Source organism: Prochlorococcus sp., assembly GCF_965655815.1.
Lineage (GTDB): Bacteria > Cyanobacteriota > Cyanobacteriia > PCC-6307 > Cyanobiaceae > Prochlorococcus_A > Prochlorococcus_A pastoris.
Genome location: NZ_CBFHHZ010000001.1, coordinates 462,601 through 475,095, shown reverse-complemented (window position 1 = coordinate 475,095; position 12,495 = coordinate 462,601). Strand labels below are relative to the sequence as shown.

11 protein-coding genes are annotated in these 12,495 nt (G+C 32.6%); 7 read left to right on the top strand and 4 right to left on the bottom strand.

Features of this window, described 5'->3' with window-relative positions; genetic code table 11:
* Window positions 1–9: 9 nt before the first annotated feature.
* Together ACTF45_RS02465 and hemB are read right to left on the bottom strand one after the other, a co-directional pair.
* The gene (locus ACTF45_RS02465) at window positions 10–402 is read right to left on the bottom strand and encodes a VOC family protein (protein ID WP_288347804.1); all 393 of its coding nucleotides are present in this window, start codon (window positions 400–402) and stop codon (window positions 10–12) included.
* Window positions 403–457: 55 nt separating this feature from the next.
* Complete coding sequence (hemB, locus tag ACTF45_RS02460) at window positions 458–1,459, bottom strand: porphobilinogen synthase (protein ID WP_288347803.1); 1,002 nt, start codon at window positions 1,457–1,459, stop codon at window positions 458–460.
* Between the two features lie 224 nt (window positions 1,460–1,683).
* Between hemB and ACTF45_RS02455 the strand changes: the two genes are divergently transcribed.
* Genes ACTF45_RS02455 through ACTF45_RS02445 form a run of 3 tightly spaced genes read left to right on the top strand, consistent with a single transcriptional unit; the run spans window position 1,684 to window position 4,629 of the window.
* A complete protein-coding gene (locus ACTF45_RS02455) occupies window positions 1,684–3,342 on the top strand; it encodes a SulP family inorganic anion transporter (protein WP_438949288.1) in 1,659 nt (552 codons plus the stop codon).
* Window positions 3,343–3,345: 3 nt separating this feature from the next.
* Window positions 3,346–4,344: a sodium-dependent bicarbonate transport family permease gene (locus tag ACTF45_RS02450; RefSeq protein ID WP_288347801.1), complete on the top strand. Its 999-nt coding sequence runs from the start codon at window positions 3,346–3,348 to the stop codon at window positions 4,342–4,344.
* Window positions 4,345–4,347: 3 nt separating this feature from the next.
* Window positions 4,348–4,629 carry a P-II family nitrogen regulator gene (locus ACTF45_RS02445; RefSeq protein WP_011131851.1) on the top strand — a complete coding sequence of 94 codons (282 nt, stop codon included), beginning with the start codon at window positions 4,348–4,350 and terminating at the stop codon, window positions 4,627–4,629.
* A gap of 22 nt (window positions 4,630–4,651) precedes the next feature.
* Here ACTF45_RS02445 and ACTF45_RS02440 read toward each other — a convergent pair whose 3' ends face one another.
* Window positions 4,652–5,608, bottom strand: a complete 957-nt coding sequence (locus tag ACTF45_RS02440; protein ID WP_288347800.1) for an NAD(P)/FAD-dependent oxidoreductase — start codon at window positions 5,606–5,608, stop codon at window positions 4,652–4,654.
* Between the two features lie 255 nt (window positions 5,609–5,863).
* Between ACTF45_RS02440 and ACTF45_RS02435 the strand changes: the two genes are divergently transcribed.
* Complete coding sequence (locus ACTF45_RS02435) at window positions 5,864–6,181, top strand: hypothetical protein (protein WP_438949287.1); 318 nt, start codon at window positions 5,864–5,866, stop codon at window positions 6,179–6,181.
* Window positions 6,181–7,848 carry an ABC1 kinase family protein gene (locus ACTF45_RS02430; RefSeq protein WP_288347797.1) on the top strand — a complete coding sequence of 556 codons (1,668 nt, stop codon included), beginning with the start codon at window positions 6,181–6,183 and terminating at the stop codon, window positions 7,846–7,848. The genes ACTF45_RS02435 and ACTF45_RS02430 overlap by 1 nt, the downstream gene beginning before the upstream one ends.
* Before the next feature lie 3 nt (window positions 7,849–7,851).
* On the opposite strand, the gene eno is transcribed toward ACTF45_RS02430, so the two are convergent.
* Entirely contained in the window at window positions 7,852–9,144 is a 1,293-nt protein-coding gene (eno, locus tag ACTF45_RS02425) for a phosphopyruvate hydratase (RefSeq protein ID WP_288347796.1), read from the bottom strand.
* A gap of 285 nt (window positions 9,145–9,429) precedes the next feature.
* Between eno and ACTF45_RS02420 the strand changes: the two genes are divergently transcribed.
* Window positions 9,430–12,189 carry an ATP-dependent Clp protease ATP-binding subunit gene (locus tag ACTF45_RS02420; RefSeq protein ID WP_438949286.1) on the top strand — a complete coding sequence of 920 codons (2,760 nt, stop codon included), beginning with the start codon at window positions 9,430–9,432 and terminating at the stop codon, window positions 12,187–12,189.
* 62 nt (window positions 12,190–12,251) lie between these two features.
* Window positions 12,252–12,491: a preprotein translocase subunit SecE gene (secE, locus tag ACTF45_RS02415; protein ID WP_288347794.1), complete on the top strand. Its 240-nt coding sequence runs from the start codon at window positions 12,252–12,254 to the stop codon at window positions 12,489–12,491.
* The last annotated feature ends 4 nt before the right edge of the window (window positions 12,492–12,495 follow it).

Here is a 12,495-nt window from a genome sequence, read left to right as displayed (position 1 = left end):
TTGAAATAATCAAATATTTGATTTAATCCCACCGGCAGGAACATAAAGCATTTCAAGCCAGTTACCTTCGGTATCTTGCATATAAAAAGAAGCTGTTCCATCTCGATGTTCATGAATAGGTGCAACATTCACTCCAGATTTTTTTAAATCTGAATAAATATTTTCTACTTCCTTTTTTTCTTCAAAATGAAAAGCAAAATGTGGACCAGCTGCTTTATAACTAGGCCCCAATAAAGCAAGTCCATCTTTTCCTTTACCAGCCTCCAGATAGCACCAATCTTTATCATCCCAAATTAATTGCATACCTAAGTTCAAATAAAAAGACTTAGCTCTATCGAGATTTTCTACTCTAAGTGCAATATGTCCGATTCTTTGGACACCTTTTGAACCTTTTAAAAGCAAAATAATGAATAATATTTATTTAAGAATAAACAAATTTTTTAATTTTAATGAGTTTTTACTTCTCATTCAACCATTTTGATGCATCACAAGCATGATAGGTGAGTATTAATTTTGCCCCTGCTCTTTTGAAACTAAGCAATGTTTCTAAAACAATATCCTTTTCATTAATCCAATTTTTCATAGCAGCAGCCTTTACCATTGAATATTCTCCACTCACGTTATAAGCAGCTATTGGTTTATTTGAAAAAGTACTCAGGCGATAAACTATATCTAGATAAGAAACACCAGGCTTAACCATCAAAATATCTGCCCCCTCATATTGATCTAATGCCGATTCAATTAAAGCCTCCTTCGAGTTAGCAGGATCCATTTGATATGTTGATTTATTATCTGGAATTATTTTCCTATTATTCTCTTTCGGGGCAGAATCTAAAGCTGTTCTGAAAGGTCCATAATAAGCAGATGAAAATTTTGCGGTATAGCTAATAATTCCCACATCGCTAAATCCCTCAATATCCAAAGAAGTTCTTATAGCTCCAACTCTCCCATCCATCATGTCACTTGGACCAATAAAATCTGCTCCTGCTCTTGCTTGGGTAATAGCCTGTTTTTTCAGAATCTCAATGGTTTCATCATTCAATATTTTTCCATTTTCATCAACCAAGCCATCATGTCCATCACATGAATAGGGATCTAAGGCAACATCAGTCATAATTGCCATCTCAGGTATCTCTTTTTTTAACATTCGAATAGCCTTAGGTATTAAACCAGCTTCATTGAAACATTCTGATCCATCTTCTGTTTTTAAACTATCGTCAATTTTTGGAAAAAGTACAATACATCTAATACCTAATTCCCAGGCTCTAGAAACTTCCTTAATTAATCCATTCATGTCCCATCTATAAATACCAGGCATTGCAGATATTTCTTCTTGGAAATCCTTTTCATGAATAAACAATGGATATATAAAATCTTCAGGATGCAGGTGGTTTTCTCTTACCATTTCCCTTATTGCGTCTGTCCTTCTCAATCTTCTAGGGCGAATGATCAAATTCATTTGAATATTTTGAAGTTAAAAGTAATTATTTAACTAATACGATAGTCTCTTGACTTCCATAACAAATAACCAAAATCCTTTTTTGTTCAGGAAAATTAACCTAATGTACTTAAAATTTTTTTAAATGTTGTTGATATATTTTTCACAAATTTAATTTTTTAACAAATTTTGGACATAAAGAGATAATATCTTCTAGTTAATGTATTTATTTAAGGAGATTTTCTTTGGAAATAATTAATGGATTTAATCTTAAGAATATAAGGGGTGATATTTTAGGAGGAATAACAGCTGCAGTAGTAGCTTTACCTCTTGCACTTGCTTTTGGAAACGCAGCCTTAGGACCTGGGGGTGCAATTTACGGTTTATATGGAGCAGTTGTTGTTGGTTTTTTAGCAGCTTTATTTGGGGGAACCCCCGCTCAAGTTAGTGGTCCGACTGGTCCAATGAGCGTAACAGTCGCAGGAGTTGTCGCAGGTTTAGCAGCTGTTGGTGTACCAAGAGATCTTTCGGCAGGTCAAATTTTACCTTTAGTCATGGCTGCAGTAGTAATTGGAGGATTATTACAAATATTGTTTGGAATTTTAAAGCTTGGTAAATATATTACGCTTGTTCCATATTCCGTGGTCTCCGGATTTATGTCTGGCATAGGAGTGATAATAATTGCTCTTCAGATTGGTCCACTATTGGGAATAAGTACCCGAGGAGGCGTAGTCGAGTCTTTATCAACTGTTTTTTCTAATTTCCAACCGAATGGAGCTGCTATTGGTGTGGCAATAATGACACTAGGCATAGTATTTCTAACACCTAGAAAAATTAGCCAATGGGTACCCTCCCCTCTTCTAGCCTTATTAATAGTCACCCCACTATCAATTTTAATTTTTGGCGATGGTGCATTAGACAGAATTGGTGAAATACCTAGAGGAGTTCCATCTCTAAGCTTTCCAAGCTTTAATCAATACTTTCCTATCATTTTCAAAGCTGGCTTGGTTCTGGCAGTTCTTGGAGCTATTGACTCTTTACTCACCTCTCTAGTTGCAGATAATATTTCTCAAACAAGACATAATTCTGATAGAGAATTAATTGGCCAAGGAATAGGAAATGCTATAGCTGGACTATTTTCAGGTTTACCTGGAGCGGGGGCGACAATGAGAACTGTTATAAATGTTAAATCTGGAGGCTCTACTCCTATTTCAGGAATGGTTCATTCATTAGTTCTATTAATAGTTTTAGTAGGTGCTGGACCATTAGCAGAGCAAATACCTACAGCTCTTTTAGCAGGCATTCTTATCAAAGTAGGTTTGGATATTATTGACTGGGGATTCTTGAGAAGAGCTCATAAATTATCTCTTAAAACTGCAGTTGTTATGTACGGTGTATTACTAATGACAGTTTTTTGGGATTTAATATGGGCAGTATTAGTTGGAGTATTTATTGCAAATATGCTAACTATTGATTCAATAACTGAAACGCAATTAGAAGGAATGGATCAGGATAATCCTTTACCTAAGGATAATGAGCAAAGTAAAAATCTTTTACCCTCTGATGAAAAAGCTCTTCTTGATAGATGTTCTGGAGAAGTAATGTTATTTAGACTAAAAGGCCCACTAAGTTTTGGTGCAGCAAAAGGTATTACTGAGAGAATGATGTTAGTAAGAAACTATAAAATTTTAATTTTAGATATCACTGATGTTCCTAGAGTTGGAGTGACAGCTACACTTGCAATTGAAGATATGATGCAAGAAGCTAAAAATAATTCTAGAAAAGCATTTGTAGCTGGAGCTAATGAAAAAGTTAAAGAAAGATTATCCAAATTTGGGGTTGATGGAATAATTGAGACAAGGAAAGAAGCTTTAGAAGCTGCTTTAAATGAATTAGCCCAATAATTTATGGAAATAAATCCCATATTACAAAATGTATTAGCTCCTCCTGTACTGTTTTTTTTAATTGGAGCAATTTCTATATTTTTTAAATCTGACCTAGAAATACCTGCTCCTTTACCAAAACTTTTTTCTTTATACTTACTTTTGGCAATTGGCTTTAAAGGAGGAATTGAAATACAGAAAAGTGGTTTTACTGATCAGGTTTTACCAACATTAGGTGCAGCGATAATGATGTCGTTAATAATTCCACTGATTGGATTCTTTATCTTAAGATACAAGTTTGATGTTTTTAACTCAGCAGCTATTGCAGCTGCATATGGATCTATCAGTGCTGTAACTTTTATCTCTGCAGAAAGTTTCTTAGAAAGTCAGAGTATAGACTTCGATGGATTCATGGTCGGGGCTTTAGCTTTAATGGAGTCTCCGGCAATCATTGTAGGCTTATTACTAGTAAAATTTGCAGCTCCTAAAAATAGACCCAATTCAAGAAAAATGCATCTTAGCTCCATATTGCATGAGTCTCTTTTAAATGGATCTGTTTATTTATTACTATCAAGTTTAATTGTTGGTTTTCTTACGGCTTTCAGTAATCCCGCAGCCATTTCAAAAATGGAACCTTTTACTGGACAACTTTTTTATGGAGCAGAATGCTTTTTCCTTTTAGACATGGGAATAGTTGCAGCTCAAAGACTACCAAGGTTGAAGAATGCGGGTTCATATTTAATTGGATTTGCAATCTTCATGCCATTATTTAATGCTTTTATAGGTGTTTTCGTTGCAAGATTTTTATCTCTAGGACCTGGAAATGCACTTTTATTTGTGGTTTTATGTGCAAGTGCCTCGTATTTAGCTGTACCAGCAGCAATGAGGATGACTGTCCCAGAAGCACGATCAAGTTACTATATATCTACGACATTAGGTTTGACTTTTCCTTTCAATATAGTTCTAGGCATCCCAATCTATATGAGTTTAGTAAATAAAATTATCCCTCTTACCCCGTTGTAAAAAATGAAAAGATTAGATTTAATTTTTAGTGAAAGAGAGCTTGATGCAATTATCAATACACTAGAGAAAGCTAATGTCCCAGGATATACAGTAATGAAACATGCAACTGGGAGAGGTCCAGAAAGAGTAGTTACTGAAGATATGGAATTTACTGGGTTAGGCTCAAATGCTCATGTGATAGTTTTCTGTGAGCAAGAATTAATTGATCAAATGCGTGACAATATTAAGTCTGATCTAAGTTATTACGGTGGAGTAGCTTATATCTCAGAAGCAACGCCTTTATGAAATTAATTATTTTATAAACTCTTTAAGAGTGTATCCAATCTACTCTTATATTTTTTCTACTATTTAGATAGCGGTCAATAGACATGGCTGCTATACATCCATCTGACGCTGCGACAACCGCCTGCTTGAAAGGTGTATTTCTTATATCACCAATAGCCCAGACACCATCAGAATTGGTAGACATAAAATCATCAACAATTACTCCTCCATCTTCCTTTAAAGCAATTTGATCTCCTAAAAAATCAGTGATTGGCTTCGAACCACTCATGTATACAAAGACTCCATCTAAATCAAGATTAATAGGCCCTTCTTCTTGTTTATTCTTAACAACAACCCCATTAACTCCCATATCATTTCCTTTTATTTCTAATAATCTCGTTCTACTCCAATGTTTAATATTAGAGCTATCCATTAATTCCATCGCTTCCTCATTATCTGATTTTGGATCACTGGATGTAATCCAATGTACCGTTGAAGCAAATTTAGTAAGAACAGTAGCTTCCTCAATTGCTTCTTTATTAGCACCAACAACTGCAACTTCTCTATTTTTATAAAAAGCACCATCACATGTAGCACAATAACTTACACCCTTTCCTAAGAAATCTGCTTCTCCTTTAAAAGAAGCAGGTCTCCCCATAGCCCCACTTGCAAGTACGAGTGCTTTAGCTTTAAAAGTTCCTTCCGGTGTATAAACAGTCTTCCAATCTTCTGCTACATCAATACCAAAAACTTGAGCTCTTCTATAGTCAGTTCCATATTGAACAGCTTGTTCTCTCATTAATGTAAGCAATTTTTCGCCACTAATATCTACAGGAACTCCTGGATAATTAGCTATTTGGTGAGTAATTGCTAAAGCTCCTACAGATGGATTTTTATCTATTATGACAGTGTTTAAGTTAGAACGAGATGTATATAATGCACAGGTACATCCAGCTGGACCACCTCCAATAATAGCAACATCTGTTTCAATAATTTCCAATTTAATAAAACTCCTTTTAATCAATAATTAGATGAGTTTTTGGGTAGAAAAATATACTACTAAAATTTCTAACCTTTTTACATAAATATAAGTTAAGAGATAAAAAAGAAAAAAGCATAATATAGATACAAACTTACATAGGAAAAATAAGAATAGATAAATTAAAAAGGAAATCAATTAACAGATTTGTTCTCAATTGATCTATGATTAGATAAATGAAAGTTGTGAATTGCTTAAAGGCTTTAAATATTATTTATGACGAATTCTGATTATCTTTTAAAAGCAGCTATTAAAAAGGTAACTGAAAAATTAAACAAAATAGTCGTAGAAAAAATTGAAGAAGCCTCAAATATTGCACAAGATGTCCCAGAAAAAATTAAAAAAGAATTTGACACGCTAAAAGACGCAATTATTGAAGAAGCTGCAAGAATGGAAAATGAAGTAAGTAATAGTAGAAATGTTGATACTTCAGAATCTAATCAAGATCCATACTTAAGTGAAGTTCTAAAAGAAATAGAAGATCTCAAAGTAAAAATTGATCACTTTAATGGAAAAATGAATAATAAAATTTAATGAGTAATCATAAATTAAAAAATCGAATAAAGAAAATCAAAAGAGGATTTCTTATTTGGAGAATACTTATTTTACTTTTGGTTAATTTATGGCTAGACAATTTAATATTTAAAATTTTTAGAACTAATAGAGATAAAAAAAATAAAGTTCAAATAAAAAGAGCTAAGTGGTTTACTAATCAATTGATTGAACTTGGTTCTGCTTTTATCAAAATTGGTCAGCTATTATCTGCGAGGCCTGATTTAATTCCGAATACTTGGATACAGGAATTATCAAAGTTACAAGATCAAGTTCCTCAGTTCTCATATACAAAAGTTGAAGAAATTATCAAAAAAGAATTAGGACATAAGTTCTCAGAAATCAACCAAATTACTTCTACTCCAATTGGATCAGCTTCGTTAGCTCAGGTTCATAAAGCAACTTTAAAAGATGGGAAAGAAGTTGTATTTAAAGTTCAAAGACCCAATCTGAAGAATTTATTCACAATCGATTTGAACATAATGCAACAAATTGCTTTCATAATCCAAAAGAATAAAAACTGGAGTCGAGGAAGGAATTGGGTTGCAATAGCAAAAGAGTGTAGAAAAGTTCTTATGAAAGAACTAGATTTTAAATGTGAAGCTCAATATGCCGCAAGATTTAGGCAGCAATTTCTTGATGATGAGAATGTAGAAGTTCCTGAGGTAATTTGGAACTTGAGCACTGAAAAAGTTCTTTGTTTAAGTTATTTAGAAGGTACAAAAATAAGTGATATTGAAAAATTAAAATCTAAGAATATTGACTTATCAAAGATTGCAGAAATAGGTGCCGTTAGCTATTTAAAACAGCTCGTAAATTATGGTTTTTTTCATGCTGATCCTCATCCAGGTAATTTAGCCGTTTCAAATTCAGGCAAATTAATCTTTTATGATTTTGGGATGATGGGCAATATTTCAAATAGTCTACAAGCAAGCTTAGGATCTATGGTTCAATCTGCAGCGTTAAGAGATGCATCATCACTAGTAACCCAACTCCAGCAAGCTGGCTTGATTTCCAAAGATATAGATGTAGGTCCAGTTAGAAGATTAGTTAGATTAATGCTTAAAGAAGCTTTAACTCCACCATTCAGCCCAAATATCATTGAAAAACTATCTGGAGACTTATACGAACTTGTTTATGAAACTCCTTTTCAGCTACCAGTTGATTTAATATTTGTAATGAGAGCACTTTCAACATTTGAAGGTGTTGGTAGAATGTTAGATCCAGGGTTTAACCTTGTATCAATAACTAAGCCTTATCTAATTGATTTAATGACTTCTAACAATCAAACACCTAATGATTTAATTAACCAATTTGGTAGGCAAGTAGGAGAGTTAGGTTCAAAGGCTGTAGGTATCCCAAAAAGAATTGATGAGAGTTTAGAGAGATTAGAACAGGGTGATTTACAACTTCAAATAAGGATGGGAGAGTCTGATAGGCAATTCAAGAAAATGTTTACGGCGCAAAAATCATTAGGTCATTCTATTCTTATAGGAAGCTTAACCATAGCATCAGCTTTACTCGTAACTAATAACCAAAATAATTTTGCGGTCTTACCTTTAATTTTTGCAGCACCAATAAGTATTGATTGGATCAAGTGTCAATTAAGCATGAGAAAAGGTTCAAGAATAGAAAAGCTGAAGCAATAAAAACTATATATTTTTTGGACCTAAACCTAAATCACCAGCAAATCTAGCTTGATCCCCCAACTCTTCTTCAATCCTTAAGAGCCTATTGTACTTAGCAATTCTTTCACTTCTGCTCAAAGAGCCAGTTTTAATTTGCCCAGCTCTCGTTGCCACAGATAAATCGGCAATCGTTGTATCTTCTGTTTCGCCGCTTCTATGACTGATAACACTTGTAAAACCTGCACTTTTAGCTAGATCCATAGCTTCCAGAGTTTCTGTTAATGTGCCAATTTGATTTACCTTTATTAATATTGAATTTGCGGATTTTTCTAATATTCCTTTTCTTAACCTTTCAGTATTAGTAACGAATAAATCATCACCTACTAACTGCACTTTATTTCCAATCTCTTTATTTAAGGCTGACCAACCCTCCCAATCATCTTCTGCTAGTCCATCCTCTATTGAAACTATTGGATAATTTGAAACTAAATTTGAAAGATAAGAAATCATTTGAGAGCTAGTTAAACTTTTACCTTCATATTTATAAAATCCATCTTTATAAAATTCAGTGCTAGCTACGTCTAATGCTAACGAGACCTGTTCTCCAGGAATAAATCCTGCTTTCTGAATAGCCTCTAAAAGCAAATCTCCTGCTGCTTCACTAGATGATAATTCTGGAGCAAAACCACCTTCGTCTCCAACAGCGGTAGATAAACCTTTTTTAGCAAGTAAGGATTTGAGTGAATGAAATATTTCAGTTCCCATTCTTAATGATTCACTAAAAGTTTTCACCCCATGAGGGACAAGCATAAATTCTTGGCAATCAAGACCATTAGGTGCATGAGCTCCACCATTAATTACATTCATCAGTGGTACAGGGAGAAGATTAGATAATGGATCGCCAAGATATCTATATAACGGCATATCCAAAGCATTTGATGCAGCTCTAGCGTTGGCTAGACTCACTGCAAGAATTGAGTTAGCGCCCAAACTAGATTTATTAGGAGTTCCATCAATTTCAATCATTAAGTTATCAATACTTGTTTGATCTAGAGCTGATAATCCACATAAAGCAGGAGAAATTGTCTCATGAATTTTGTTAACCGCATTTAAGACACCTTTCCCCATATATTTTGTCCCACCATCTCTTAATTCATGTGCTTCATGAGCACCAGTACTCGCTCCGCTAGGAACTATTGCTCTGCCAATAGCACCACATTCCAAAAATACTTCAGCCTCTACAGTGGGGTTCCCTCTTGAATCAAGCACTTGTCTAGCTTCAATAGTGTCAATAAGGAAATCAATAGTTTCTTTCACAATTTAATTAATACTATTTAAATCCTATAAATAGCTGAAGTATTTGGCTAATATCTGAAATATAAAGAAGATAATCAAATAATTTTTTTTGATTTCAAAACAAGTGATTAAACCCTTTACCAATTATCTAGTAATCATGAAAATTTTCCAACCAAACTAAAAAATCTCTTTATTAAATAAAATTTTTTTTAAATACAACTTATAATTATAAAAATTCTAAATGATCATTAAGTTATTCTTAATTAAGATAATAATAAATCACCAAGTATAAATTTTATATAGTTTATGAGAGAAACTCTTACCTCAAATCCAGAACTTTTTAGTGATATAAGTTGGAATCTTCTTTTATTGGGAGAAGAAACTGCAAAAAAATGGGATCATAGTGAATTTAATATTGAACACATTATTCATACTTTGTTCACCTCAAGTGAATTTTTTTCATTTATAGAAAAGTTATCAATAGATCAAAATACAGTTCTAGATATAACTGAAGAATTTTTAGAAGAAACCCCAATAAATGATTCTGATATTTTTACTATTGGTGAAGAGCTCGAAATTTTATTAGACAATGCGAATCAAATAAAAGCACAGTGGGGTTCAAAATTAATAGAGATTCCTCATTTGTTAATTGCTTTAGGCAGTGATTCAAGAATAGGAAATTATGTTTTTCAAGAGGGAGACTTTTCAGTAGAACAATTAGAAGAAGAATTAAAATTTTCCCCAAATATTATTCAAAAACAAAATTATATAGAAAATAAAAAAATTATATCTGATGAAGATAATATTCTAATAAATAAATCTATCGATGAAAGTGATAAGGAAGAGCTAATAAAGGAATCAAAAGCCATCATCCCTTCACCGAAAAGTAATCTTATAATTAAAACCAAGCAAAAAACTGAAGAGAATGTACTGTCTCTTTACGGAAAAGATTTAACAGAATCTGCTGAGAAAGGTCTGCTAGACCCAGTAATAGGGCGCGGGGATGAGATTAATAACTTAATGAGAGTTTTATCTCGACGAAGCAAAAACAATCCAATCCTCATTGGTCATCCAGGCGTTGGCAAAACTTCTATTGCCAAATTACTTGCTCAATTGATAGTAGAAAAAAAAGTTCCTGATTTGTTAAAAAACTCAAAAATTATTTCTCTTGACTTGGGAGCATTAGTTTCTGGAACAAAATTTAGAGGTCAATTAGAGGAAAGACTAAGCTTAATACTTAATGAAATTAAAGACTCTAATCAAGGCATTATTTTATTTATTGATGAAATTCATACAATAATCACTTCTGATAGAACTACAACAGATATAAGTAACATTTTAAAACCTTTACTTAACGAAGGTGAGCTCAGATGCATAGGAACAACAACACCTGAAAAATTTCGCGAAAGTATTGAAAAAGATCAGTCATTAAATAATTGTTTTCAAAAGATATTAGTTAATGAACCATCAGTTGAATTAAGTGCAAAAATTTTACAAGGTATAAAAAAGAAATATGAATTACATCATGGCATTAGAATTACAGAAGAAGCAATTAATTGTTCTGCGAGACTTGCAGATAGATATATAAGCGATAAGTGCCTTCCAGATAAAGCAATAGATTTGATAGATGAAGCAGCAGCCCAATTAAAAATTGAATCTAATATAAAACCCCAAACAATTATCGATGAAGAAAAAAATATCGATACTATTGAAATTAAGTTAAAAAATATCTCCCCCGAAAATATCGAAGAAAGAGAAAAGTTATTAGAAAGCAAAGAATTATCTATAAAGAAATTGAATGAAATTACTAATGATTGGAACAATGATCGAGAAAAAATAGAGCAATTAACTTTTTTGTTAAAAGAAGAGAATAGGCTAATTCTGAAAATCGAAGAATTAAGCATTCATAGTGACGAAATAGATAATTTTGATAACCTAAATAATCTAGAAGCAGAACTGAATGAAGTTGAATATGAAATAAAAAATGTTGAGATAAGTTGCCAGAAACTTCAAAGAAATAGAAAATATAATTTGAAATATCAAGTTGAACCTGATGATATTGCTGATGTTATTTCAAAAATAACTGGAATTCCTATTGCCAAAGTAGTTTCTAATGAAAGAAAAAAATTAGTTAACTTGGAGTTAGAAATAAGTGAAAAAGTTATTGGACAAGAAAAAGCTATAGAAGCTGTTTCTTCTGCGATACGAAGAGCGAGAGTTGGAATGAAGAATCCTAAAAGACCAATTGGATCATTCTTATTTATGGGTCCGACAGGAGTTGGTAAGACAGAATTAGCAAAATCTTTGGCATCATCATTATTTGATGAAGAAGAAGCTTTATTAAGGCTGGATATGAGTGAATATATGGAGAAAAACGCTGTCGCAAGACTTTTAGGAGCTCCTCCAGGTTATGTTGGCTACGAAGAGGGAGGGCAATTAACTGAAGCAGTTAGGAGAAAACCTTATTCTGTAATTCTCCTTGATGAGATCGAAAAAGCGCATTCAGAAGTTTTCAATATCCTCCTACAAGTTTTAGATGAAGGAAGATTAACGGATTCTCAAGGAAGAACTGTTGACTTCAAAAATACAGTCATAATAATGACTAGTAATTTAGCTGGAAAAATAATATTAGAAGATTCAAAAATAGTTCCGAATCAAAAAGAAAATTCCGAATTAAGAAAACAAACTTTACAAGATTCTATAAATAAAACATTATCCTCTATTTTTAGACCCGAATTTTTAAACAGAATCGATGAAATAGTAAAGTTTGATACCCTATCAATTGATCAACTACAAAAAATAATTCTTTTACAAATAGAAGATTTAAAAAAATTATTACTTGAACAGGGGATAAAAATTAATATTGATAAAAGAGTTATACAAAAGATTGCTAATGATTCCTATCAGCCTGAATATGGTGCTAGGCCCTTAGGAAGAGAACTTAGAAGACAAATAGAAAATCCACTAGCATCAAAACTATTAGAAGATAATTTTAAAAATAAAAAAAATATATCTGTAAAAATTAGCCCTTCAAAAAAAGATGAGATTTTGTTTAAACCTAGCTGATGAGTAAAACGATGAGCTAAAATGATTATAAGTTTTTTAAGCTTAAACTAAATTAAAATTTTGTGACAAGTCCTACTAATCAAGAACCTCTTAAAAAAGAGCCTTCTGATATAAAAGAGCCGAAGAAAAAGAAGAATTTTTTAACTTCTACATTCGATGAACTCAAACTAGTTGTGTGGCCTAACAAACAACAGTTATTTAGCGAATCTATTGCTGTTATCATTATGGTATCCTTTTCGGCTGCTGCAATTGCATCTGTGAGTAGGTTTTATGGATGGGCTGCATCACAAATTTTCCGTTGAATTA

Coding starts and splice junctions, on each gene's coding strand:
- hemB (WP_288347803.1), bottom strand. CDS start 1,459: ATGAATTTGATCATTCGCCCTAGAAGATTGAGAAGGACAGACGCAATA.
- ACTF45_RS02450 (WP_288347801.1), top strand. CDS start 3,346: ATGGAAATAAATCCCATATTACAAAATGTATTAGCTCCTCCTGTACTG.
- ACTF45_RS02445 (WP_011131851.1), top strand. CDS start 4,348: ATGAAAAGATTAGATTTAATTTTTAGTGAAAGAGAGCTTGATGCAATT.
- ACTF45_RS02435 (WP_438949287.1), top strand. CDS start 5,864: ATGACGAATTCTGATTATCTTTTAAAAGCAGCTATTAAAAAGGTAACT.
- ACTF45_RS02430 (WP_288347797.1), top strand. CDS start 6,181: ATGAGTAATCATAAATTAAAAAATCGAATAAAGAAAATCAAAAGAGGA.
- ACTF45_RS02420 (WP_438949286.1), top strand. CDS start 9,430: ATGAGAGAAACTCTTACCTCAAATCCAGAACTTTTTAGTGATATAAGT.